The following is a 26,834-nucleotide window of genomic DNA, read 5'->3' as shown; positions in this document are numbered from 1 at the left end:
AAATAAACTTTTATGGATAATGCAATTCAGCAAAAAGTAGATCAATGGTTGCAGGGCAATTATGATGCGGAAACAAAAAAAGAGATTCAGAGATTGCAGTCTGAAAATAGTAACGAGCTTGCAGATTCTTTCTATCAAAATCTTGAATTCGGTACCGGTGGTCTCCGTGGTGTAATGGGCGTTGGTACCAATCGTATGAACAAGTATACGGTAGGTATGGCTACGCAGGGCTATGCTAATTATTTAAGACAATCCTTTCCCGGCGAAGTGAGGGTGGCCATCGCTCATGACAGCCGCAATAACAGCCGCTTCTTTGCAGAAACAACAGCTAATGTTTTTGCTGCTAATGATATTAAGGTCTTTTTGTTTGAAAGTCTGCGTCCAACTCCCGAGCTTTCTTTTGCAATAAGAACACTTGGATGCCAGGGCGGGGTGGTATGTACTGCCTCTCATAATCCCAAAGAGTACAATGGGTACAAAGCTTACTGGAACGACGGTGGACAATTGGTGCCACCCCACGATAAAAATGTAATTAAGGAAGTAGAGAAGATCCAATCGGTTGATGACGTAAAATGGAGCGGAGGGGAAGCTAATATTACATTGATCGGAAAAGAACTGGATGAAAAATATATCCGGATGGTTAAGGGGCTGAGTGTATACCCGGAAGTGATCGAAAAGCAGAAGGATTTAAAGATCGTATATACACCTATACATGGTACAGGTATTATGCTGGTGCCACAGGTGCTGGAGGCATTCGGGTTTAAAAATGTACATATTGTAGAAGAGCAGAAAACGCCCGATGGTAATTTTCCTACAGTAGCATATCCAAACCCCGAAGAAAAAGAAACCATGAGTATTGGTTTGCAAAAAGCCAAAGACCTGGATGCTGATATCTTATTGGGTACTGACCCGGATGCAGACCGCGTAGGTATTGGCATCAAAAATAATAAGGGAGAATGGGTGTTAATGAACGGTAACCAAACGGCTGTGCTGGCGTTTAATTATTTATTGGAAGCCCGGAAAGAAAAAGGTATTGCGCAGGACAATGACATGATCATTACGACGATCGTAACAACAGGCATGGTTGATGATCTGGCAAGAGGTAATGGGGTAACCTGTTACAGGGTATTAACCGGTTTTAAGTGGATTGCAGAGATGATCAGGTTAAAAGAGGGTAAAGAAAATTATGTGATAGGAGGAGAGGAGAGCTTTGGACTAATGATCGGCGATAAAATAAGAGATAAGGATGCCGTAAGCGCGGTTGCACTCTTGTGCGAAATGGCAGCCTACGAAAAAGAAAAAGGAAATACCCTATTTGATAAACTCGTAGAGCTTTATATTAAGTACGGATTTTACAAAGAAGATCTGATCTCCATCACTAAAAAAGGAATGGATGGACAGCAGCAGATAGCAGCTATGATGCAGGAGTATCGTAATAATCCGCCTCAAACCATTAACGGATCGAAAGTGACAACAGTACTGGATTATGACAACGGATTAGCTACGAATGTACAAACACGTGATGTGAGTCCGATAAATCTGCCCCGGTCCAACGTACTGCAGTTTATAACAGAAGATGGTTCGCTGATCTCCGCCCGTCCCAGCGGTACCGAGCCTAAGATCAAGTTTTATTTTAGTGTGAAGGAAGAGCTGGCCGGCGCTGACCAGTTTGATGAAGTAAATGCGAAGCTGGATGACAAGATCCGGGCGATTATAAAAGATATGAAGCTCGGTTAGAAAAATGTTTTGATAAAAGGAAGCCGCCCCGGATCAGTGATTCAAGGCGGCTTTTTTATATCATAAACCAATTATTACCTTTTTACTGCCTGTATCGTTTTGCTATACTCAAAAGAGCCATCTTTATTGATCTGCTTTAACCGGATAAAAATTCTGGCATCTTTTCCATCAACGATGGTATCCTGTTTTGTACATGATATCCCGGAAACAATGGTGGCGAAGCCTGTTATCAGCAATAAGCAGGCAAGTTTATTTTTTCTTTTAATAAATAGCGCAGAGCAGGCAAGCGCTATGCTACCCCAAACGAGGGCCAGGCTGCCAGCTTCCAAATCCATTACAAATTCGTAATGCAGGCTTTCGTCAGAGTCTCCATTAAGTGCTTTCGAGTCCACAGTCCCTATTTTAATGAAGTGGTTCCCGTCAGAAGAGGCTTCTATGTCAAAGCTGCGATTACTTTTTTCTGTAACTGTAGTCCAATTTACTGAAAGCTGGTTGCCGGACAAGGTTGCGTCCAATGTTCCAAGGGTAATGGGCAATGCCGGGTTCCTGATGCCAAAATCAATGCCCGATACATCGGCAATATCATCATAAAGCGGCCTGTAAATTTGTCCCAGGTTAATAATACCTGTTTTGTTTGATGTATTGGCTGCTCCTCCAACATTTACGCCAGTATAACTATAGCCATTTAACGGATTGTCAGCAGCTGAAAGTGCCACGCCTTCGTATTTTTCGCTATTGGTAAGTATTACTTTGTAGTCGCCGGTAACTACGCTGTTACTGGCTACATAGGTAGTATAGGTGCCGTTTGCATTTACTTTTAACGAGCTTATTACTACTCCCGAAGGGCTCACCAAATTAGCCCAAAGGTCGTTGGCAATGCCATTTTCGCCTGCACCCCTGATGGCGTTGTTATTGGCATCATTCCAAACTGTTCCCTGTATTAAAACCGCCCTGGTAAAAAAGCCGCCACCGGCCATAAAATCTATTCCGTAGGCATTAGGCGTTTCTGATGTAGTGGTCGGGTAATTGGCAATATTAAGGAGCTGTGCATTGGTTAGAGCTACATCTCCTCCAAAAAAACTTACACCATATAAAGTGCCGGAAGTGAGCCCTAATTGTGCAAGGGTTACAAATACGCCCGATATGTTTTGCTGGGGAATATTTTGACTGGGTTTCAGGTTGGCATCAGTAGTCGTTCCGGTCACTCTTTGTTGCATTACTACCGATTCGAAGTTGTAAGCCGTAGAGCCCCAGTTAGCAACACCAACCGTAACGGGTGTATTTAAGGCAGTTACCGTAGTTCCGGTTAGACCTGTGATAGCAGATACTTTAAAAATATCATTGCCATTTCTTTCCATTAAAAGAAATCCCGAAGTATTAGGATTATAACGGCTCACATCAACCGGATTGGTGAGAATGAGATCAAATCGTTCGATATTATTGGTAGTATTGCCCCCGGTATTAATAAAAACATTATCAGTGCCCCTGTTAATCACATAACTATTAATGAGGTCTTCCATAGAACCGGTATAGTCGGGCGCCAGATTAACAGTAGTGCCGGTTCTGCTGCCTGTTTCAAATAGAGCTGTGACTTTTACGTCGGCTGTACTTCTTTTCACTATCACCGAGCCAAAGGGTTTAGCTCCCGCTACTGCTTTGGTAAAAGTATAAGATTCTCCCTCAACATTAAACAGCTTTACAACCCGGTTTAAACCTGTTGTTGTTGCATTTATTCTACCATAGTTCAAACTGTAAGTAGTGCCGGTAGCATAATCGTTACCAAATCCCGCGATATTATAGCTGGTTCCGGGCGTGGCAGCGGGGTAGGAACCCAATATGAAATTATTCGGTTTTTTTTGGTTGTAGGCTATCAACGGTACCATGAAAAAACACAGGGAAATCGTTGTTCTAAAGATTCTCGAAATCATAGATTTGTTTAGAATTGTTTTTTGTTAGAAGACGGCAAATGTATGCCAGAAAAAACAAATATCTAATAAATCTAACGGGTGAGCCCTGGTGTTTTTAGCTTTAACAGGAGTCTATTGGTAAATAACCGGTTCGTTCATAGTTGTTTAGGATAGATGATACATTGCGTAATAATCAAAAAATTCATTTTTGATGATGATTCTCTTTTTCCTAAACAAAAGTCTTTTTACAACAAGAATGCAGGACGTAAATATAGATCTCAGCATGTTAACAAATTTGGCTTTCATCGCGTGTAATGTATAGGTTTAAGTTTACTAATAATGTTTACAAGGCGAATGTATACTACAACAAAGAAACTAAAATAGGGTATTTTTCCCGTGTATGGGGGTGGTAATAATAAATGTGGAAAACATTCGTAAACCGGTAATCAAAATTTAAACTTCCCCGGCTATGCTTTGAACATCAATTATTTATTTTTGAGCAGGTATGCGAAGAAAGGGTCTTAAAATACGGGTAGGCTGGATAACGCTTGTAGTACTGGTTGTTATCATAAAAGTGATCTCCGCTAATTCTGAATGGGTGGAGCGTTATTTCACTTACGGTCTTTATCCTGTTATCACTACGGTGCTGAGGTTTCTGTTGGGATGGATCCCCTTTAGCATCGGCGATATACTTTATATCCTGGTAATAATAGGAGCGGTTTATAAAGTGATCAGGTTGATTAAACTGATAAGAAGAAAGCAATTTTCAAAACAATATGCCTATCGTTTTATAGGGAAGGCGGTTTTTTTGATACTACTGGTCTATGTGATTTTTTATGGCTCATGGGGACTCAACTATTCCAGGCAGGGTATTGCGAGCCAGTTACAACTTAGCGAGCAGGAATACAGTACATCCGATTTAGATACATTGGTAGGCTTGTTGAGCAACAGGTTGAACGGGCAGGCACAGTTGCTAAAGCCTGCCATGCGGGACTCCTTTAAAAGTAAGCAGAATCTTTTTTTTAATGCGTCTCTGCTATATAAAATTGCAGGTACAAAGTATCCCTTTCTTTCATACAAGGGGTACTCGGTAAAGCCCTCCTTATTTAGCTACCTGGGTAATTATATGGGCTTCCAGGGATATTATAATCCTTTTACCGGTGAAGCTCAGGTTAATACCACTGTGCCGGCATCTGTAGCGCCTTTTGTAGCATCACATGAGATTGCTCATCAGCTCGGTTATGCTAAGGAAAGTGAAGCTAATTTTGTAGGTTTTTTAGCATGCCGCTTACATCCTTCTGTCCATTTCAAATACTCTGTGTATTTTGATATGTACCATTATGCCGTTCGGGAACTGGCTTTTGCAGATTCGCTAAAAGCTAAAAGCTATGATAGTACCTTACATCCCCGCGCGAAAAAAGATATTGCCGATTATATCGAATTCTATAAAAAATACAGGAACCCCATCGAACCATATATTGATAGGATGTACAGCTATTTTCTAAAAGCGAATAACCAGCCCAAAGGCAGGCGGTCTTATAATGAGGTAGTAACCTGGCTGATTGCTTATTACAAAAAGTATGGAAAAGAGGTTATTTGAGTTTTCAGTTATTTTTTCTCAAAGCCTAACACTCGCATGTCGGTAAAAACAACGGGTTGGGTGGGGTCATACACATAGTCTACATAAAATTTAACCCTGTCGCCTCTTTTCAGATTTCGGATAAATTTCACATAATTTGACTCATAATCGATCTTATAATAGTTGCTTAAATGCAGGCTGAAAGTAGTGAGTTGCTCTCTGCCACCCTCTCCGTTAACTAAAAATGTTTGATACCTTGTAACCTCAAACCTGGCATAGTCGCCCGATGCGCCACAGGTTTTCGGACAGGCGCTGGTGAAAGCGTTGCAAAAATAAAACTCTACATTTTTCAGTGTTGCCTCGAAAATATGTGTAGACGTGTAAGGCTTTCTTTCTACCGAGGCCGGAACAGGTATTTCGGTGTCCTGTGCCGGTTCTTCAATCGATACCTTTTTGCTGCAGGAGCCCAAAATCATCAATAGTATAATCGAAAAAAATATCGGTTGTTTCATAATCCAGGTTTATGGTATAAGTGTTAACTGGCTATTGTATACAACGACATCGTGGCTTCAATCGCAACATGAAAAAGTGTTAGTTTTTTTTAATAACAGGAATATGCAGGTGCTTTTGAGCAATGGCAGCCAAAAAGAATCTCAGTTTTTCGTGCTGGAAAAACGATATATGATGTTTTTGGTTTTTATAGGTTTCCAATGTAATGGTAGTGCCATAGCTCCTTCCGCTTTTGAATGTTTTATGTCTGATCTCCATAATATCGGAGTAGGGTATGCGATCTACCGACAACAACCTGGGAATAATGATGCCTTTTTGTGACAGTACGTAGGGAGCAATGTTGGCAGATAGCCGTGGAACAGCCAGTGTATACTGCTGGTATAACTGGAGGTGCTCCGTATCTATTTCATGCAGTAGCTTAATAAACCGGTTCACCCTGTACCTCGTAAATAAGATAATAGGAAAAAATACCAAGAATAACAGCAGGAACACTCCTGACAGGGGAAAGGCGAATTCGAAAAAGCTTTTGTCCCGGATATCACGTTCAATAAAATTCATGTATACGTTATAGGCCAGGTAGGCGAATAGTCCCAACGGAACCAGTATGAAGAAACCTGTGATAGCATTTCTCAGGCGGTTCAGTCCGTTTATTTCCTTTTGTTTGAACGTATTCAGGTTACCGGTTACCGTTCCGGTTTGATTTGAAAACATCCGGGCAAATTAAAGCGGATTTGCCAAAAACAGGCAATTAATGGGCTCATATCTCATTTCGGGAAGATTTTTTGAGGATTAAGCCTTGTATAGGGTTTAAAATCAACTTCTTATAACGGTTTTAATTCCTGGTTTGGGAAAATGCGAATACCGGGAGAAATCGCGTACCTTTGCAGTCCGAATTTTAAACCCTTCGGATTTTTTATGAATTTTTATTTTAAACAATTAAACGCTGATGCACAGGAGAACGCAGGCGCTACCGAGCCGGTAGAAGAAGCTTCTGCAGCGACAACAAACGCACCTGTTGAGGCACCTGCTAAAGCTCCTGTAGCTGAAGCGGTGGAAACTGCGCATGACGATTTCGATTGGAGCGTAGACAAACGTAATGTTTCTTCTTACTCTAAAGAAGAAAAAGAAAAGTATGACAAAGTTTACGACAACACTTTCATTCAATTGAATGACGGAGAGTTAGTAAACGGTACTGTTGTAGGTCTTACTAAAACCGACGTTGTATTAAACATTGGTTTTAAAAGTGATGGCCTTATCTCTTTAAACGAGTTTCGCGATATCCAGGGCCTGAAAATTGGCGATGAGGTAGAAGTGATGATCGTTGAAAAAGAAGACAGGGACGGACACCTGAACCTGAGCCGCAAACAAGCCCGCACTACCCGTGCATGGGAGAAAATTGTTGAGGTTAACAAAACAGGTGAAGTGGTTACAGGTTTGGTTACCTCTAAAACTAAAGGTGGTTTGATCGTTGATGTATTTGGTATGGAAACCTTCCTGCCAGGTTCTCAAATTGATGTTAAGCCTGTTACAGATTACGATCAGTTTGTTGGCAAAACAATGGAATTCAAAGTGGTTAAAATCAACGAAACCATTAAGAATGCGGTTGTTTCTCATAAAGCGCTTATCGAAAGCGATATGGAAGCTCAACGTGCTGAGATCATCGGTAAACTGGAAAAAGGTCAGGTATTGGAAGGTACCGTTAAAAACATCACCGACTTTGGTGCATTTATGGACCTGGGCGGCTTAGACGGCTTACTGTATATCACAGATATTTCATGGGGACGTATTTCTCACCCGAACGAGGTGTTGAAAATGGATCAGAAACTGAACGTAGTGGTATTGGATTTCGACGACGAGAAAAAACGTATCAGCCTTGGTTTAAAACAATTAACGCCACATCCTTGGGATGTATTGCCTGCAGACATTGCTGAAGGTAACACAGTAAAAGGTAAAGTAGTTAACATCGAAGATTATGGTGCATTCTTAGAGATCTATCCTGGTGTTGAAGGTTTAGTACACGTAAGTGAAATTACATGGGCTAACACACCTATCAACGCTAAAGACTTCTTCAAATTAGGCGACGAGCATGAAGCGAAGATTGTTACTTTAGATAAAGATACCCGCAAAATGAGCCTTTCTATCAAGCAATTGACAGAAGACCCATGGAACGATATCGAAAGCAGGTTTGCTGAAGGTACTAAGCACGAAGGCGAAGTGAAAAACATCACTAACTATGGTGTATTCGTTGAGCTGGCGCAAGGTATTGGTGGTATGATCCACATCAGCGACTTAAGCTGGTTAAAACGTTTCAACCACCCAGGTGAATACACTAAAGTGGGCGAAAAAATCGACGTGATCATCTTAGGTATCGATAAAGAAAACCGCAAATTGCAGTTAGGACACAAACAGCTGGAAGAAGATCCCTGGAATACCCTTCAGGATACATTTGCTATCGGCACTGTACATGAAGGAACCATTACCCGTAAAGATGACAAAGGGGCTACCATTCAACTGCCTTACGGCTTAGAAGGTTTTGCACCTAACCGTCACCTGGCTACAAAAGATGGCAAATCTTTAGGTTTGGATGAAACTGCGGAATTTGTTGTAATCGAGTTCGATCGCAATGAAAAACGTATTGTAGTGTCTCATGCACGCGTATGGGAACAAGAGCAATATGCAGAGCGTGAAGGCGTGAAGAAAGCAGAACGTGCAGAAGCTGAAAAAACCAAGAAAGCAGTTAAAACGATCCAAAGCAAAGTTGAAAAAGCTACTTTGGGTGATTTAGGTGTATTGGCTGATCTGAAAAAGAAAATGGATCAGGAAGCGAATGCAAAACCTGCATCTGACAGCGAAGAAAAAGCATAATCGTTTTTCTTTAAATAATAATGCCTCGTTCCGATACCTGTCGGGACGAGGCATTTTTTTTGCAGGTAAGTTTTTTACTATAAACAACAGTACCATGAATAAAGTATACTTCCTGGTTCTTATTGTACTCTCGTGCTTTCAATTGAAAAGCCAATCTCAGTCACTTCGGGCGCTTGATGTAAACCTCGAAAACTATAAGTATCCTTTTGCAGTATCCTATATCAACCTGGCAACACAACAGCAGTCGTTAAAGATGGCTTATATGGATGTAAAGCCGGGTAAGGCCAATGGCAAAACAGTAGTGCTGCTTCATGGTAAAAACTTTAATGGCGCTTATTGGAGGGAAACAGCCCAAATCCTTTCTGATAAAGGTTACAGGGTAGTGATTCCTGATCAGGTGGGTTTTGGCAAGTCATCGAAGCCGCAATACTTTCAATATACTTTTCAGCAATTGGCGCAGCACACCAAAGCCATATTAGATAGTTTAGGTATTGATAAAGCAGCTATACTGGGTCATTCTATGGGCGGTATGCTGGCAACACGCTTTGCATTGATGTATCCGGAAACAACCTGGAAGCTGATATTGGAAAACCCGATAGGGCTGGAAGACTGGAAATTGAAAGTGCCCTATCAATCGGTAAATGACTGGTACAAGCGGGAGCTGGGGCAGTCTTACGACAAAATAAAAAATTACCAGCAGAAAAGCTATTACGATAACCAGTGGAAACCGGCCTACGATGAATGGGTGAACCTGCTGGCGGGCTGGACCTTAAACAAAGAGTATCCGCTAATCGCCTGGAATGCGGCACTTACTTATGATATGATCTTTACGCAGCCTGTGGTGTATGAGTTTGATAAAATAACGGTACCCACGCTGCTGATCATTGGTACCCGTGATAGAACCGCATTGGGAAAGGAGCTGGCTTCAGCAACTGATCAAAAAACAATGGGCTTGTATCATGAGTTGGGTAAGAGCACCGCAGCAAAAATCAAAGGATCTCTATTAAAGGAGTTAGATAATGTGGGTCATCTGCCTCATATCGAAAGTTTCGAAAGGTTTATCAACCCGCTTTTGGATTTTTTATCAGCTTCTGAATAAGCGTTCATCAACGCGCAATTGCCGGGTGTAAATAACCTTGATCTTTCTAAATAACGGATGTGCCGGATTAAGTAAGATATTAAATTCTTCAGGCATTACGGCAGATGGAATTTTAAGTGCCAGGTAGTTGCCGGCCTGAATAAATTGATCTCCTATATATTTGAGGTGATCCGGTGGCGGGCTGGTAAACCAGTTCTCTGGTAATTGTGTTCCTGAAAGTTCTGTTATGCTGCCGTCGGGAATTTCAAGACAAGTCATACAAAGCTCAATCTTGGGAAGTGTTGTAATGTGTACAACGCTTTCCAGCATAGCAAGTGAGGGTGAGGCCGCAGTGTATAAAATATAGGTTCCCTTATTGTGCCAGCGTCCGGGAAACCGGGAGGAGCCCGTGCCGCTCAGGTCATCTATATATTTACATTTGCTGATGCGGTAAACTTTCATGGGAGTAAGCGGTCAATGGGTTTAAGACGCAAACTTTGTTTCAAATAATTGTATTCCTGAGTTTTCTAAGCAAAAATGCCGTGTTCTATACGACCCAGCTCTTCGGTTATAAATTGGATACCCATTGAAGTGTCTAAAAAGGTTTTGGGTTTTTGATCTCCGAGAGCACCGATAGGGGAGTCCATCCATATTTTAAATTGCTCAAGATCTTCAAAAACGGCGGCACCTTTCGAATATAAGAAGGCCAGTTCAATGATGCGTTCGGTTTGTTCGGCGTTCAGTTTTTGGCCGGGTGTGTAGCGCCTTAAGGTTCTTTCTGAAGTGTGTACAATTGACGCTATTTCGGCGCCCGTGAAGCCTGCTGTTTCTGCAAGATGGTCTAATGCTTTTTTAGGCAGTCCTTTGCGTATGTAGCTGATAACAGATAACGTATTCTTTGATTCATCCCTGTCATCTGGCTCGCGCTTAATGCCCAGGATTTCGAAAGGATTAGTTTTGCTGCCCGCACCAGCAGCGGTGTAATAAGCTACAGCTGCCTCCTGCAGTATAAACGCGTTATTTTCTTCTTCGTCGTCGTATATATGTTTCCGTGATTTCATATAATTGTTATCTGTCCTAAAGTTACGGTCATTTGTCCGGTATTTAAAATTTATTTTTTCAACGCCAAAATTAAAATGCTGGTACCAGCCGGGTATTTAGCCGGTATCACCTTTTCATGTGCACATAGGTTACAGTTCCGCCTTCTTCTCAGCAAGAAGCTTGCAAGCATGATGAGTGTTCCAAAGAGCAGAATGATTTTCATAAATATGTTTTATACAGGACGTGAATATCCGGGCGAATGAAGCCTCGAAATAAAAAAAAACCGGCGCGAGGCCGGTTTTAATAAATAAAGAATAATAATATTAGAAGCTAAATCTAACACCTATTTGTCCACTCCATCTTGATGTAAAATTGTTTACATTATATGGCCTGCGTTTACCATCGATGTCGGTAAAGTTATTAAGATTAAATGTGTACGCTGGCTTATAAACAGTTGGAGTAAATGCCACGCCTTCCTTGGTAGTTGGTGTAGCAGAAGGATTGGATACAACCGGAGTAAATATTGTAGTTGATAATGGGAAGAATCCATCAGGATTGGTTCCCGTTCCGTAAGCACGCCCCCAACTATTATTAAATAAATTGCCGATATTCAATACATCAAAGAATACTTGTAGCTTATACGTCTTTACTATAAAGTCTTGTGCAATTCTAAAGTCAAAGTGATTTTCCCAGGGAGCGCGGTCTCCATTTCTTTTTGCAACCTTCCCTGCGTTTTCTTTAAAGTACTTGTTGTCGTTTATGAATTTTTCATAATCCTCCCACTGCTCGCTGGCTTTTCTTGATATTTTTCTTTCGTTATTAACTGTTGTGTATAAATCAACAAAGTTGGCTTCTTCAGCTGTCTTAGGCAAATAAACCAAAGATGTAGCACTTGCATCCGCATTTGTAATACTTCTATTGGAAACAGCAGCGTAAAGATAGGAGATGCGCTGACCAGATTGCCCGTTATAGAATAAAGTTAACGTTGTAGCGAAATTTTTAGCATACTTAAATTCTTTAGAAATAAAACCATTTAAACGAGAACCCATATCAAAATTAGACCTTGTTAATTCCAATTGGTTCAGAGAATTTACCGTAGCCGAGCCGTGGAAATTGGACAATGCCACTGAAGAAGGTAAATCGTTCAAAGAGGTCGCGAATCCATAAGTATATGCTATTGAACCCATCCAACCTTTAGTGTACATTTTCTGCACCTGGGCTGTTACACTCGCTGAAACACCTTCATTCGTGTTCTCCAATTTAATTACCTGATTAAAACGGGTATCTATAGATGTTTTCCTCCAGTAAGGGCGTGTTGTATTGCCAATTGACATAGTTGTATCTCCATTTTCGCTAACATTCAGGTTGCGGAAATAGGCATTGTTCAAATTTTTAGTAACAATTCCTTCTACAGTAGCAACAAATCCTGCCCCCAGCTTTTTATCAACAGCTAAATTTGCTCTAAAAACCTGAGGAAATTTAAAGTCCTTGTCTATTACATTAATAACTGTAGCGGCATTAGCAGGGTTTGCTGGAATAAATGCACCTAATTGTCCAGCATTGGGGTCAAACGCAAATTTAACCCCATTAGCAGTGATATTAGCTGCATTCAAATCGATGCTTCTTGTAGCAACACCAGTATTGCTAAATTGGTTAGATATCCAAACAAAAGGAATTCTTCCTGTAAATAAACCAGCTCCACCACGCAGTTGTAAGGAAGCATCGCCGTTTACGTCCCAATTAAATCCAATTCTTGGAGAAAACATAAGCCGGTTTTTTGGCATTTGCGCAGTACTTACGCCATAATTAGCAAATGCACTATCAAAGGTTGCATTCTTCATTGGATTTGAAAAAATTGCGGGAAGATCAAGACGTAAACCATATGTTAAAGTAAAATCTGGTGTTACTTTCCAGATATCCTGCGCATACAAGCCAAATTGCGCCGCTTTTAATTCAGCAACGGCCTTATCACCACGTCCAGATGTACTGTAAGTAATCTGATACCTGCTCATACCCGTATTGTTGAAGAAATTCGTAAGATTCATTGGCGAATTTCCACTGGGTGCATAGGTATATGCGCCATTAAACCCTTGCAAAAATACATTCCCGCTTTTAAAGAACTCGTTGCTTGTTCCAAAAGTCATTGTGTGATTACCCTTATAAAGAGTAAAATTATCTGTAATTGAAAATATATCCTGATCCAATGAGTTAGCCGCACTTGAGTATTCTGAACCAAAGTTGTAAGTAATATTGCCTAAAGCTCTCAATTGACCAGTAGTAGGATCCTTAATTTCCTTATTATCGAAGCTTGTAACAGAAATATTGGGAACATTTCCTGTGGTTCTAAAATCCCTAACACGGTTATAAGTAACTCTAAAAATATTAGAAGAGCTAGAGCTAAAATTGCTATTTAACTCCAATACGGTTGAGTTGGTATTGGTATTGAACCTGTAGCGAGAATTTGAAAACAGTACAGCAGTTTGAGTATTCCTGGATCCAATATCATTACTTCCTTCAACATAATTATGTCTTAGAGTTAGCTTATGTTTATCATTTATGTTCCAATCAATACGACCAAATGCTGATGTAGATTGGTTTTCGTTAGTGATAGCCGTAAATGATCCAACATCATATCCGTAGGTGTTCTGCATGAAATCTTTTATTTTTTGCAATGTATCTACGCTTACCAGTGATCCGGAGCCAGCGATTGATGGATCGAAAGGCAGGGGAGTTGACTTTGTAAATCGTTCAACGTTTGCGTAAAAGAATAACTTGTTTTTTATAATAGGACCGCCAATACTTGCTCCAAATGTCTGATTTTTGAAGTCTGGGTATTTTAGCTTCGCAATGCCTGAATTGTAAGAATTAGCTTTACCCACCAGACTTCCGTTTTGAAATTGTCCATAAACAGCTCCGTGGAACTTGTTCGTACCGCTTTTCGTAATGGCGTTAATTCCGCCACCTGTAAATCCGCCTTGAGTTACGTCATAAGGCGATAATACTATCTGCAACTCTTGAACAGCTTCCAACGAAATAGGATTAACATTAGCTGCACCTCCATTTGTTCCCGATGAAGTAAGACCAAATGCGTCACTAGCATTTGCACCATCAATAGAAAATTGGTTATAACGGTTACTTTGACCTGCAAATGAAAGGCCTGCACTAGCACCGTCGTTTCCACTGTTGCCCGCTTTAACCTGAGGTGTCAATCGTGCAAAATCTTGAACACTTCTATTCACGCTAGGTAAGCTTTGTATTTGCCTGCTGGAAACATAAGTAGAGGCTCCATTTCGTTGAGGACTAATTATGCTTCCTTTTGCCACACTCGTAACCGTAACCCCCGCTAGTTCTTTACCTTCCATACTGAGCACAGCATCGGCTACTAATGGGCTTCCTAATCCCACCTGAAGTTCAGTGAATTCTTCATTTTTAAATCCTGCATAAGAAACTGTTAGCGTATAAGGTCCACCGACTCTGAGATTCGGTAGTGTATATTGACCAGAGGAGTTAGATGTGGTGCTATACCTGGATCCGGTAGGTACATGGATAGCGGTAATGTTGGCGCCTTGTAAGTTATCACCGGATTGTGATTTTACCATACCAGTAATGCTACCGGTGGTTACCTGCGCCTGTACTATTGCAGTTGATAAAATTACCAGCGCAATAAAAAAGAAAATTTTCTTTAGCATAGAAAAAATAGTTTTAAGACGCAAAGAAAAGCAATAAATTTTAACATTTAGGAGGCTTATGTTAACAAATTGTAACCTCACTTTAACATCTTTAGATATTGAGTAACATCAAGATTAGAGGAATTTTAAGGTAGTATCGCTGAGGGGTTAACAATTATTTAATATTGCCAACAGGGTTTTATATAAAAATGAAAAAACCTGCCAAATATTTGACAGGTTGAAAAGAACTTGAGTCCTACAATTTTTTATAAATAACTCAGATTTGTTTTAGGAGTTAGTTCCAGAAGGGTTTCGTACATGAGTTTGATCGTATTTTCGATATCGTCTTTATGAATCATTTCCACCGTGGTATGCATATAACGTAAAGGCATTGATATCAAAACAGAAGGACAGCCATCATTGGCATAGGCAAAAGAATCGGTATCGGTACCTGTGCTCCGGCTTAATGCCCGCCACTGTACCGGAATTTTTTGATCCTCTGCTACTTTTTCTACAAAAGCCAGTAACTTATTATGGATGGCAGGGCCGTAAGCCAGAGAAGGTCCTTTGCTGCAGGCTACATCACCTTCAATTCTTTTATTGATCATAAAATGTCCTGTATCGTGCGTTACGTCTGTTACAATAGCCACATCCGGCTTAATACGACGGGCAATCATTTCGGCGCCACGCAGGCCGATCTCTTCCTGCACGGCATTCACCACATATAAACTGTAGGGCAATTTCTTTTTATTTTCTTTCAACAAACGCGCTACTTCGGCAATCATAAAGCCTCCGATGCGGTTGTCAAAGGCGCGACCAACATAAAAATCGTTAGCCAGTTCATCAAAGCCATCCTGGTAAGTAACTACAGCACCCACATGTATACCCAGGTCTTCCACTTCTTTTTTGCTTCTTACCCCACAATCAATACATACATTTTCTACCTTGGGCTGGGTTTCGCTTTCCTTACCGATGCGCGTATGTATGGCCGGCCAGCCAAATACGCCTTTTACGATGCCTTTTTTGCCATGTACATTTACTCTTAGCCCGGGCGCAATCTGGTGATCCACACCGCCGTTGCGCTTGAGGAAGATGAGGCCGTTGTCTGTTACGTAATTAACAAACCAGCTGATCTCATCAGCATGTGCTTCAATTACCACTTTAAAAGGCTGACCCGGATTAATAATACCTACCGCAGTTCCATAAGGATCAACAAACTGTTCGTCGATATAAGGCGCCAGGTATTTTAACCAGAGCTTTTGCCCCCAGGTTTCAAAGCCTACAGGAGAGGCATTATTAATATAGTCTTTCAAAAAGGCCATGGATGCACCGGTGGTAACCGGGCCGGCTTTCTCTTCTTTTTTCTTTGTATTCTTTGCTTTAGCCATAATAACAGTATTAGCTTCAAACGTACAAGAAATTTTTCATTCATAAAACCTCCAATCCCTGTCTCTCTTGTAAACCTTTCACTATTCAATTCTCCCGTGCAGCTTTTTTACGAAAACAATCGTCATATAAAGAAAGAGAACCAAATGAAGCGATTTTTATTATCCGTTACTTTAGTAGTTGCTTTGTTTTTAATTGATAATGTGGCGCAGGCACAACGAGGGCGTATTTATCGCAGTTACCCGGTGTACCGGAACCGGCCTATGGTTTCAGTGGGCATTGGAGGGGTATTTGGCGGATATTACGGTCCACGGGTTTGGAGGGGCTATGGCTGGGGGCCAAGAGTTGGCGTAAATGTCGGCGTGGTGATACCTCCGCCGGGATCTTCCGTTCGCGGGTTGCCTCCCGGAGCGGTGAAAAGAGAAATTAATGGCATTACCTATTATTATAGAAATGATATGTATTTCCGCGAGTTGCGGGAAGGTGGCTTTGAGGTGGTCGAAGCGCCGATAGGAGCGACACTCTATAGAATTCCCGCCGGTGCTGAGCTTAGAAAAATAGAAGGCAAATACTATTATGAAAAGAACGGTACTTTATATGCAAGAGAGACTGATAGAAACGGCCGTGTAATATATATTATAGCTGGTAAAAATGGGGCGTTAGGCAATGATACACCCTACGATGATGAAACCTACAACGAACCGGTTGAACGGGGCAATGTTTATGATGATAACCGGCAGGAAGCCCCGGTGGTGAGGAATGGCAATGCCACGCGGGAATCGGGAGATGGAGCTTATTCTGTGAGGCCGCAGGCAGGCGACCGGTTTGAACAATTACCACGCGATAGCCGGGAAGTAATAAGGGACGGTAAAAAATTATTTGTATCTCCCAACGGCGTTTATTATAAAGAAGTAAAGGAAGAAGGTGTTACCGAGTATGAAGTGGTAGAGGTAAAATAAGTGAATATCCGTTGATTGTTTTTATTGTTAATTGTAACCGCCTGACGAGGGCGGTTTTTTTAATGGCTACCTCGATAAAAATGATCTTTTATCTTAAATTCATTCTTGCGCTAACCACTACCTGCGAAGGACGAAGGGCAAAGCGGGTAATATTTGTTTGAATGGTATTGATCAACACCTGCTCATATTCTTTTGTATTGAGTATGTTCATCCATTTGAGTTCCAGGTCGATTTTACGCTTACCTACCGTATGCCTGTAAGAAGCATCCACAAATTGATTATTGAACTGTTGCTTTGATATGGTGTAGCGGTTCCAGTCTCCCGACAGATTGAAAGAGCCCTTTTCGGAAACATAGAAACTGAGCTTGGCCGCCTGAGAAAGTGTATAAGTCAGGTTGTTGGCTCCCCGGTCAACCCGCTTCGAATATCCATAGGCCACATTGTAAGCGGCAATCAGCCAGCTTAGAGAACTGTTCTCTATCCTGAGGCTGGCAGTTTGATTGTGGTTGACAGCAGTAAAGAGATTATTGTTCAGCAGGTTCATCACTTCCGAGCGGGAGTAATTGTAGCCTACTCCCAAATTGGTAGCAGCATGTTTTATGTATTTGCTGAAATTAAGAAAGAGCGCATGGGTGTTGCCGGAATTATCCTGGAGAATGGCTGTTATCACCTGTTGACCATTGTTTGCAATTTGCCGGGACAGCATAATATTCGAACTGTTATAGGCATAGTTGTATCCTGCGTTGGCATCTATATTTAATAATAGATTTTTGTATGCAATACGGCTACCGGCCCTGGTAAATGCAGCTTCTTCAATGGGCGACTGGTAGGCATTTATATTTAATGCACTGAATGCATAGCCCGGATAAATGCTGGTTAAACTGCTAAACCGGTTTACTCTTGCTGCATTGGCAGCGAAAGTGAATTTTTTAACGGATAGCTCTGCAAAAAGCGAGGGTTGAAAAAGCCACTTGTTTAAATCTCTTTGGAAACGATTTTCTTCATCCTTTATGTGAATGATATTATTGGATAAAGGAAGGTTAAGTGATAGTCGTAGTTTTTCCTTTTTTAGATTGAGACCAACAGATACCTGTGTATTAAAATTATCCAACTTCAACCTGTTGAGCCAGGGAACATCCATCGATTGCGTAATGCCAGGCGCCTGGGTGAGTTCAAGGTCGGTATTTAATAACTCATCAGCATATAAAAATTTAAAGGATGGAACGATGGTGAGATCCTTTTTACTGAAAGCCATACTAACCGTATTGGTGGTATTGAATGTACCTGAGCGTTTCAGTTGTTTGAGGGAAAGGGCCGATTGTATATGCTGATCGGAGAACTGCAAGGCTTTTAGTGAATCCACCTGGTACCATTCAGGATCATGTACATAGTTGATGTAAGACTGAAGACTGATCAGGCGTTTGGATTGCTTATCAATGGGAAATAGCGTGCTGAGAGAATTCTGTACTGAAAAACCATTCGCACGGGTGCGTTGGTAAACAGGTATACCATCCAGTTCCAGGGTTGAGCGGCTATTATTTCTGTCGATGGAAAAGATCAGATCATTTTTGAAGAAGTTGGCTTTGGCATTTCTGTTTAAAGATAAAGTGGCTTTTGCTTTTTGTGCGATATCATTCAGGTCGCTTTTCCTCGTGTAATTAAGTGTGTTTAAAACAGTGCCGTCTGCGTTAAGATTGGCGATCGATGTATTGGAAGAGCCTTTTAAATCCAGCTCATGATAAGTGTATAAAAGATTGGCTTTCACCTCCCAATCATGTTTTAAACTTTCCAGGAAATTCGTACCAATGGCATGTGATTGGTTAAACCAATACCTGCTTTGAGCAATGGACGCAGGTGGACTTACTGATGATGGTCTTAGAAAGTCGCCGGTACTATTATCCAGCGACTGCCCCATAAAGCCCGATAAGCTGATGAAATTGCCGTTTTCCGAAATGATATCTTCACCGGTGTTGTTCGATTTTATATTAAATAAAGCCTGCCGTTTTTTTGAGAATAACATCGGTGTCAGCTTCAGGTTCCATAAGAGTGGGGAAAGTCCTAATGCTAATGACCCTGATCCTGTCCAGGTTATATTTTTTTTGAGCTTGATGTTAATCCCTGCATTCTCTGAAGGTACTTTGTCCTTCAGCATTTTTATGGGCTGATTGTTTTCTATCACTTCCAGCTTACCTACATCCTGGTGGGGAATAGAGTTGGGAATGATACCGTAGCGCCCCTGCATCAGGTCTTTCCCTTCAACGGTAAACTGGTTAATATCTTTTCCCTGGTATTTAATTTTACCGCTTTCATCTATTTCAAGCCCCGGCATTCTTTTAATAACATCGGCCAGGGAGCGATCGTTTTTATTGGCAAATTGTTCCACATCGTGCACAATAGTGTCTCCTTTTCGAAACATCATTGGATCTTTAACGAAAACTTCTTCGAGAACGGTGGCTTTTTCTTTTGCAATGAAGTGTACTTCCTGTGTTTGGTTGGCGATGATTTTAATTTCGGTTTCATGATTCAGCAGATTGAGTTTAACCTGTATAGAATCAAAACCGGATTCCTGAACTATACTAAAACTACCCTTATGATCGGTCATTTTAAAGGCGATCACTTTATTGCTGCCAACAGGTGAGATGATAATACTGGCATTGACCAGTGGCGTTCCTGACTGATTTTTTACCGTGCCGCTGATAGTAACCTGTGCACATAGCATCATACTCATGCTCATGCTGATGAGCAAGGTGATCCATTTCATCATAAATGCTTAGGGTTTAATTAAGTTCCAGGCGATTGTTGTTTTTCTTTTCAGCTTCGGCTCTTTTGCGCTGCGCCTGGTCGAGTGTTATCTCGTTCCCGTTTTGATCTTTGAACACTGTTTTGGTTACAGTGCCTGCACCCGCGCCTGTTGACGCCATACCTGAAGCCATCGCGTTCATTTGAACCCTGGCGTTTTCTTCTACTTTTTTGAATTCCTTCTTCTCGACGATGTCAGCTGTTGGTATGCTGCTATTGCCATCGGTGATATTTTTTATTTCAGCCAGTTCAAATACACACTGATTTTTGTCATCCCACATTTTTACAATCAAGCCGGGAAGGCCTGAAAACTTGTATGGACCATTGTTAACAGGAACGTCGGTTGTAAACCATGCATTCCAGTTTCTTCCGCCGTAGTTTACTTTGGCTAACTGGCAATTATACTGACCGTATTTTTCCGTGTTTTCTGTCACTGTCCAGTTAAGTGTAGCCAGATCTTCTTCGTAACCGTAAGTATCCCTAAGAAATTTTTGTTGAAATCTTATTTTCCCGTTATTGAATTTGTAGATTTCGTAGGCGCCACCACCTCCCATACCTGAAAAACTGACATTAAGGCTTTTGACATTCTGGATGCCGCCCTGCGTCTCGATAGCTTTTCTCATGCTATCTATGTAGATATCTCTTTTCAGTTTGGTAAAACTTACAAACCTGCTATGATCTTTAAAAATATCGAGGGCATATTGGTCCTTGGTTTTAGAGGCAATGTCATTAGTGTCTCTCTGAAAACTAAAGTCGTAAACAATTCTTTGTCCTGGTTCGTTTTGTGCAAAGGCTACTGTACTAAAAGATGTAAATAAAGCTACGCTTAGCAGAAAGTTTTTAATTAAAGTCTTCATGAACGAAATTTTACGTACTAAAGTATCGTAAATCTATTAAATAGTCAAAAATATTTGTAAAAAAAATGGTGCAGTTACCCGCACCATTCTAAAACTCAAATATGAACATTGTTTATTGAAAAGACATCAGTATAGAACTTTCCTTGCTTTCGAGCATGGAAGACCCCATTAAATACTCGTCAACTTTCCTCGCACACTCGCGACCCTCGCTGATAGCCCAAACTACCAGGCTTTGTCCCCGACGCATGTCGCCTGCTGCGAATACTTTTGCCACATTGGTAGCATATTTGCCTTCTTCTGCTTTTACATTACCGCGGTTGTCAAATTCAACGCCCAGCTCTTCGAGCAAGCCAGCCTGTTGCGGATGTACAAACCCCATAGCTAATAGAGCCAACTCACAAGGGAGCTCTCTTTCGCTGCCAGCTACTTCAGTAAATTTAGCCGGTTGCCCCGGAGCAGGAGTTGTCCACTCCAGGTCTACTACCTTTAATGCTTTCAGGTTGCCTGCGTCATCGCCAATAAATTGTTTGGTAGCAATGCTCCAGTGTCTTTGAGCACCTTCTTCATGGCTGGTTGTTGTTTTTAACAGCATTGGGTAGGTTGGCCATGGCATGATATCAGTTCTGTCTTTAGGCGGCATGGGCAACAACTCGAACTGTGTAACCGATGCGGCTTTATGCCTGTTGCTGGTTCCCACGCAGTCACTGCCGGTATCTCCACCACCAATCACTACTACATTTTTACCGGTTGCCAGAAGCTCTTCGGATAATATATTGCTTTCGATATCAGCATTTGCCAAAAAGTCTTTACCTGCTACACGTTTGTTGTTTTGCTTTAAGAAATCCATCGCAAAATGAACGCCTTTTAATTCACGGCCGGGAACCGGCAAGTCGCGTGGTACGGTACTTCCGCCGCTTAAAACGATCGCGTCGAACTGACGCATCAGATCGCTTATTTTTACGTTCTTGCCTACATTAGAATGACATTTAAAGGTAATGCCCTCTTCCTGCATTAAAGCAATCCTTCTGTCGATTACCCATTTTTCCAGTTTGAAATCAGGGATACCATAGCGTAATAATCCGCCGGGTTGCTCATCGCGCTCGAACACCGTAACCAGGTGGCCGGCATAATTAAGCTGAGCAGCTGCGGCCAGGCCGGCAGGTCCGCTACCAATAACAGCAACTTTTTTACCCGTTCTTACATTAGGCGTTCTTTTCGTAACAAACCCTTTTTCAAAAGCTATTTCTATTATATGCTTTTCTATTTCTTCTATCGCTACCGGGGGCTGGTTGATCCCCAACACACAACTCATTTCGCAAGGTGCCGGGCAAATGCGACCGGTGAACTCAGGGAAATTATTGGTAGAGGCCAATATTTCATAAGCTTCCCGATATTCTTTACGGTAAACCGCATCGTTAAATTCGGGGATGACATTGCCTAAAGGACAGCCGCTATGGCAAAAAGGAATGCCACAATCCATACAGCGCGCAGCCTGATTATTTAGTTTTTCCTCAGGGAAAAGTTGTACGAATTCGCGATAGTGCTCCAGTCTTTCTTCCACTGGTTTTTTGGAAGGCAGTTCTCTTGTAAATTCTAAAAATCCTGTTGGTTTACCCATTTCTTATTTTAAAGTTTAGGTTCGAAGTTTAAAGTTTAAAGATTGCAAAGTATGATAACCCTGAACCTTAAACTTTAAACCTTCAACTATTTACGCAATTTGTTTTTGCTCAATTTTAGCCTGCATGATCTTTTTGTACTCGCTAGGGTAAACCTTAACGAAGTTCTTCAACTGGTTGTCGAAATCATCCAGTACAAATTTGGCTACAGTGCTATTAGTATACTGATAATGCTTTTCTATTTCCTCTTGTAAGAAGGCTGCATCAGCTGCATCTACAGGATCCAGTTCCACCATCTCCATATTACAGTTGCCTGCAAATTTTTGTCCTGCATCGTAGATGTAAGCAATACCGCCACTCATACCTGCGGCAAAATTTCTACCTGTATCTCCCAAAATAATAGCACGGCCACCGGTCATGTATTCACAACCATGGTCACCCACACCTTCAACTACCATTGAAGCTCCTGAGTTACGTACGGCAAATCTTTCGCCAGCTTTACCGCGTATATATGCGCTGCCGTTTGTTGCACCATAGAAGGCTACATTACCAATAAGGCTGTTGTCCTCAGGTACGAAACCTGCTTTTTTATCAGGATAGATAATCAATTTAGCACCACTTAAGCCTTTACCAAAATAGTCATTCGCGTCACCTTCGAGCTCAAGAGTAATACCCTTGTTACAGAATGCGCCAAAGCTTTGACCTGCAGTACCTCTTAACTGTAAATGGATCGTGTCTTCAGGCAATCCCGCGTCACGATACACTTTAGTCAACTCGTGCGATAATACAGTACCCGCTGCGCGGTCCGTATTCACAATATCGAAGGATGCTTTTACCGGTGTACCATTTTCAAGAGCAGGTTTTGCTGCTTCAATAAACTTCCAGTCGATAATCGTATCTAATCCGTGATCCTGTTCTTCGGAGTTGTAGATACCTACACTTTCATCAGCCGGTTCTTTATAAAGAATAGGAGAAAGATCAAGGCCTTTGTATTTCCAATGATCAATACCTTCTCTTATTTTCAATTCGTCTACCTGGCCTACCATTTCATTCACCGTTCTGAAGCCCAACTCAGCCATTAATTCACGCATTTCCTGAACAATGAATTTGAAAAAGTTCACCACTGCATCTGCTGTACCGGAGAAGCGTTTTCTCAGGTCCGGATCTTGTGTAGCTACCCCTACCGGGCAGGTGTTCAGGTGACATTTACGCATCATGATACAACCTTCAACCACCAGTGCTGCGGTAGCAATACCCCATTCTTCAGCACCTAATAAAGTGGCAATGACAATATCACGACCCGAACGCATCTGGCCATCGGTTTGTAAAACCACGCGGCTGCGTAATTTATTTTTAACCAGGGTTTGCTGTGCTTCAGCCAAACCTAGTTCCCATGGTAAACCTGCGTGCCGGATAGAACTTAAAGGAGAAGCTCCTGTTCCGCCATCATGACCTGCAATCAATACTACATCAGCTTTTGCTTTGGTAACACCTGCTGCAATGGTACCTACACCTGCTTTACTCACCAGTTTCACGTTAATACGTGCGTGGCGGTTGGCATGTTTCAGGTCAAATATTAATTGCGCTAAATCTTCAATGGAATAGATATCGTGGTGAGGAGGAGGAGAGATCAAACCCACACCCGGAGTGGAGTGCCTGGTACGTCCGATCCAGTCATCCACTTTATCACCCGGAAGCTGTCCGCCTTCGCCCGGTTTTGCACCCTGCGCCATTTTGATCTGTAACTCATCAGCCTCAGTAAGATACAGGCTGGTTACACCAAAACGTCCGCTGGCAACCTGTTTGATGGCGCTACGCATGCTATCACCATTCTCCATGGGTTTGTAGCGTGCCTCATCTTCACCGCCTTCGCCGGTATTACTTTTACCACCTAAGCGGTTCATAGCAACAGCCAGTGTGGTGTGTGCTTCCCAACTGATAGAGCCAAAGCTCATCGCACCGGTAGCAAATCTTTTATAGATATTTTCTGCCGGTTCTACTTCATCAATAGAAATAGAAGGGCGGGAGCGTTTGAAATCGAACAGGCTGCGGATCGTAATCGCTTTTTTCCCCTGCTCGTCAATAACTTTCGTGTATTTCTTAAATGTGTTGTAATCGCCCATTCTTGTTGAATACTGCAACAGGTGAATGGTTTGCGGGTTAAACATGTGTGCTTCCCCTTTGCGTTTCCACTGGTAAAAACCACCGGTAGGTAATTGGTCAACCGGTAATTTCTTGCGGGTAAAGCTGAACTGGTGTTTCGCCAGCGCCTCACGCGCAATTTCATCCAGTCCCATACCCTCAATACGGGAAGTGGCATTGGTGAAATAGTTATTAACTACATCTTTATTTAAACCAATAATTTCGAAGATCTGCGCACCCTGGTAAGATTGCAGGGTAGAAATGCCCATTTTAGAGAACACTTTCAACAGACCATCACTTACCGCTTTGATATAGTTTTTGTTAAGCTCCTCGATTGATTTATCGGTTGTGATTTTTCCTGTTTCCTGTAATAGCTTAATAGTGGAGAAAGCCAGGTAAGGATTAATGGCAGTAGCGCCAAAGCCTAACAGGCAGGCAAAGTGGTGGACTTCCCAAACATCACCGGCCTCAACTACAATACCTACTTTACCACGTAACCCTTTTTTGATCAGGTGGTGATGTACCGCAGAAACGGCTAACAGTGAAGGAATAGCAGCGTGATCGCCATCTATTGCTCTATCCTGTAATACCAATACCTCGAAGCCATCATTTACAGCGTCTTCTGCATACCGGCAAAGTCTTTCCAACGCACGACGCATAGACCCGGCTTTGCCATCAGCAACAAAATAGCACTGGATGGTTTTGGCCTGGAAGCTGCCCGTATCAATACTTCTTAATTTTTCTAATTCATAGTTGGTCAATACCGGGTGCTTCAACGCTACCACATGGCAATCCATTTCATCTTCAATCAATAAGCTGCCGTTGTTTCCAACAAATGTAGCTAGGGACATTACCATTCTTTCCCTGATAGGGTCGATAGGAGGGTTGGTTACCTGCGCAAATAGTTGTTTGAAGTAGTAGCTTAAGTGTTGTGGCTGGTCGCTCAAAATGGCCAATGGTGTATCAACACCCATAGAACCGATTGGCTCTTTGCCACCAGTAGCCATAGGAAGGATGATATTCTCTACATCTTCTGAGGTATAACCAAAGGCTTTTTGATATTTAAATATCTGGTCTGCGCCCAGATCGCTGAACATTACGCGAGGCTCCGGTAACTCAGTTAATTTGATTTTATACTGGTTCAACCAGTCAGCGTAAGGCCTTTGGTTGCAGATATTGCTTTTCAATTCATCATCGCTGATGATGCGGCCTTGTTCCATATCAACCAGGAACATTTTACCGGGCTGTAAGCGACCTTTTTCAATAATAGTGCTTTGATCTACTGGTAATGCACCTGTTTCGGAACCCATGATAACGCGACCGTCGGTAGTAACGCAGTAGCGTGAAGGGCGTAATCCGTTTCTGTCTAATGTAGCTCCGATCATTTTACCATCGGTAAATGAAATTGAAGCCGGACCATCCCATGGTTCCATCAGGCAGGCGTGAAACTCGTAGAATGCTTTTTTAGCCGGATCCATTTCTTCGTTGCCGTCCCATGCCTCAGGAATCAACATCATCATTACATGTGGCAGCGGGCGACCCGTTAAAGCCAGCAGTTCGATCATATTATCCAGGCAAGCCGAGTCACTCTGGTCGTTGCTCACGATTGGCACCAGCATGTCCATCTCTTCGTCAGTAAATAACGGAGATTCGAAGCTTGATTCGGCCGAGCGTAACCAGTTCAGGTTACCTTGCAAAGTATTGATCTCTCCGTTATGTGCAATAAAGCGGAAAGGTTGTGCCAGCCTCCATGAAGGGAAGGTGTTAGTAGCAAACCTGGAATGCACCAGGCCAAAAGCGCTAACAGCACGTTTATCTGAAAGGTCGTCATAATACTCACGAACCTGGTGGCTGGTAAGCTGACCTTTATATATTAAAGTACGGCAGGATAATGAAGTGATATAAAACCCGATAGGATCTTTTTTCACGGCATTGCCTGTAATATGTGTGGCATATTTTCGTAAAACAAACAGCTTTCGTTCAAATTCGATGGCTGTTTTTACATCAGAAGGACGCTCAATAAAAACCTGCTCAATGGCTGGTTCTACATTTAACGCACTTGGACCAATACCGGAATTGTTTACGGGAACCGAACGCCAATGGATGACGCGCATGCCCATTTTTTCTGCTGCCCGGTTGAAAATTTCGCGGCACTCTTCACGAACCCTTAATTCTTTCGGAAAGAAAACCATACCTACCGCATACTCTTCGATTGCAGGAAGGGTGATGCCTAAGTGTAACAATTCATCATAAAAAAACTCATGAGGAATCTGGATCATGATACCTGCACCGTCGCCGGTATTGGTTTCGCAACCGCAAGCACCTCTATGCTCCATATTTTCGAGAATGGTCAGCGCATCGGAAATGGTTTGGTGATTCTTGTTGCCTTTAATATTGGCAACGAAACCAATTCCGCATGCATCGCGCTCAAAAGATGGGTCGTAAAGACCTTTGTTTTCTGTCATAGTTCCTTATAAAAGTTTTACAAAAAATTTTGGCTTTTCAAAATGGGGAAGGCAATCGAGAGCCGTGTAAATTAATTAAAAAAGTTGGTAATTTGACAAAGCGACTGCTTGACGGGTGTAAAATTATTGTTTGTTCAAAAAATAAAATAAAGTATTAGATATTTTCTAATGAATAGCCTATTTGTTAATGGGCTGTCTATTGGTCGGATAGTTCAATGGAGGTAC

The 26,834-nt window shown here is 41.9% G+C and carries 16 protein-coding genes; 5 read left to right on the top strand and 11 right to left on the bottom strand.

Annotated elements, in window-relative coordinates:
• Positions 1 to 12 precede the first annotated feature (12 nt).
• The gene (locus tag ACLOAU_RS25735) at positions 13 to 1,737 is read left to right on the top strand and encodes a phospho-sugar mutase (RefSeq protein WP_427864784.1); all 1,725 of its coding nucleotides are present in this window, start codon (positions 13 to 15) and stop codon (positions 1,735 to 1,737) included.
• A gap of 74 nt (positions 1,738 to 1,811) precedes the next feature.
• Here the strand turns inward: ACLOAU_RS25735 and ACLOAU_RS25730 are convergent, their stop codons facing one another.
• Positions 1,812 to 3,665: a hypothetical protein gene (locus tag ACLOAU_RS25730; RefSeq protein ID WP_427864783.1), complete on the bottom strand. Its 1,854-nt coding sequence runs from the start codon at positions 3,663 to 3,665 to the stop codon at positions 1,812 to 1,814.
• 484 nt (positions 3,666 to 4,149) lie between these two features.
• Here ACLOAU_RS25730 and ACLOAU_RS25725 point away from each other — a divergent pair, with 484 nt between their 5' ends.
• The gene (locus tag ACLOAU_RS25725; RefSeq protein ID WP_427864782.1) at positions 4,150 to 5,244 is read left to right on the top strand and encodes a DUF3810 domain-containing protein; all 1,095 of its coding nucleotides are present in this window, start codon (positions 4,150 to 4,152) and stop codon (positions 5,242 to 5,244) included.
• 8 nt (positions 5,245 to 5,252) lie between these two features.
• On the opposite strand, the gene ACLOAU_RS25720 is transcribed toward ACLOAU_RS25725, so the two are convergent.
• Both ACLOAU_RS25720 and ACLOAU_RS25715 read right to left on the bottom strand, forming a co-directional pair.
• A complete protein-coding gene (locus ACLOAU_RS25720; protein WP_427864781.1) occupies positions 5,253 to 5,735 on the bottom strand; it encodes a hypothetical protein in 483 nt (160 codons plus the stop codon).
• Positions 5,736 to 5,814: 79 nt separating this feature from the next.
• On the bottom strand, positions 5,815 to 6,444 hold the full coding sequence (locus ACLOAU_RS25715; protein ID WP_427864780.1) for a hypothetical protein: 630 nt from the start codon (positions 6,442 to 6,444) through the stop codon (positions 5,815 to 5,817).
• 204 nt (positions 6,445 to 6,648) lie between these two features.
• On the opposite strand from ACLOAU_RS25715, the gene rpsA reads away from it, so the two are divergent.
• A complete protein-coding gene (gene rpsA / locus ACLOAU_RS25710; RefSeq protein WP_427864779.1) occupies positions 6,649 to 8,598 on the top strand; it encodes a 30S ribosomal protein S1 in 1,950 nt (649 codons plus the stop codon).
• Complete coding sequence (locus tag ACLOAU_RS25705) at positions 8,561 to 9,697, top strand: alpha/beta fold hydrolase (protein WP_427864778.1); 1,137 nt, start codon at positions 8,561 to 8,563, stop codon at positions 9,695 to 9,697. Before rpsA ends, ACLOAU_RS25705 begins: the two co-directional genes overlap by 38 nt.
• On the opposite strand, the gene ACLOAU_RS25700 is transcribed toward ACLOAU_RS25705, so the two are convergent.
• The 4 genes from ACLOAU_RS25700 to ACLOAU_RS25685 form a co-directional block, all read right to left on the bottom strand.
• Positions 9,683 to 10,138, bottom strand: a complete 456-nt coding sequence (locus ACLOAU_RS25700; RefSeq protein ID WP_427864777.1) for an RES family NAD+ phosphorylase — start codon at positions 10,136 to 10,138, stop codon at positions 9,683 to 9,685. The genes ACLOAU_RS25705 and ACLOAU_RS25700 overlap by 15 nt on opposite strands.
• 65 nt (positions 10,139 to 10,203) lie before the next feature.
• On the bottom strand, positions 10,204 to 10,737 hold the full coding sequence (locus ACLOAU_RS25695) for an Xre family toxin-antitoxin system antitoxin (protein ID WP_427864776.1): 534 nt from the start codon (positions 10,735 to 10,737) through the stop codon (positions 10,204 to 10,206).
• A 303-nt stretch (positions 10,738 to 11,040) separates the two neighbouring features.
• Positions 11,041 to 14,406 carry a TonB-dependent receptor gene (locus ACLOAU_RS25690; RefSeq protein WP_427864775.1) on the bottom strand — a complete coding sequence of 1,122 codons (3,366 nt, stop codon included), beginning with the start codon at positions 14,404 to 14,406 and terminating at the stop codon, positions 11,041 to 11,043.
• Positions 14,407 to 14,651: 245 nt separating this feature from the next.
• Entirely contained in the window at positions 14,652 to 15,773 is a 1,122-nt protein-coding gene (locus ACLOAU_RS25685; protein WP_427864774.1) for a M42 family metallopeptidase, read from the bottom strand.
• Positions 15,774 to 15,917: 144 nt separating this feature from the next.
• On the opposite strand from ACLOAU_RS25685, the gene ACLOAU_RS25680 reads away from it, so the two are divergent.
• Positions 15,918 to 16,730: a DUF6515 family protein gene (locus tag ACLOAU_RS25680; protein WP_427864773.1), complete on the top strand. Its 813-nt coding sequence runs from the start codon at positions 15,918 to 15,920 to the stop codon at positions 16,728 to 16,730.
• Positions 16,731 to 16,818: 88 nt separating this feature from the next.
• Here ACLOAU_RS25680 and ACLOAU_RS25675 read toward each other — a convergent pair whose 3' ends face one another.
• The 4 genes from ACLOAU_RS25675 to gltB form a co-directional block, all read right to left on the bottom strand.
• Positions 16,819 to 19,494, bottom strand: coding sequence for a carboxypeptidase-like regulatory domain-containing protein (locus ACLOAU_RS25675; RefSeq protein ID WP_427864772.1), 2,676 nt, complete (start codon positions 19,492 to 19,494; stop codon positions 16,819 to 16,821).
• A 13-nt stretch (positions 19,495 to 19,507) separates the two neighbouring features.
• Positions 19,508 to 20,386: a GLPGLI family protein gene (locus tag ACLOAU_RS25670; RefSeq protein WP_427864771.1), complete on the bottom strand. Its 879-nt coding sequence runs from the start codon at positions 20,384 to 20,386 to the stop codon at positions 19,508 to 19,510.
• A gap of 112 nt (positions 20,387 to 20,498) precedes the next feature.
• Complete coding sequence (locus ACLOAU_RS25665) at positions 20,499 to 22,004, bottom strand: glutamate synthase subunit beta (protein WP_427864770.1); 1,506 nt, start codon at positions 22,002 to 22,004, stop codon at positions 20,499 to 20,501.
• A 90-nt stretch (positions 22,005 to 22,094) separates the two neighbouring features.
• Complete coding sequence (gene gltB / locus ACLOAU_RS25660) at positions 22,095 to 26,609, bottom strand: glutamate synthase large subunit (protein ID WP_427864769.1); 4,515 nt, start codon at positions 26,607 to 26,609, stop codon at positions 22,095 to 22,097.
• Between the last annotated feature and the right edge of the window lie 225 nt (positions 26,610 to 26,834).

Origin of the sequence: Paraniabella aurantiaca (assembly GCF_050309965.1) — a bacterium.
Lineage (GTDB): Bacteria > Bacteroidota > Bacteroidia > Chitinophagales > Chitinophagaceae > Niabella.
This window is presented reverse-complemented; position numbering and strand designations above follow the sequence as displayed.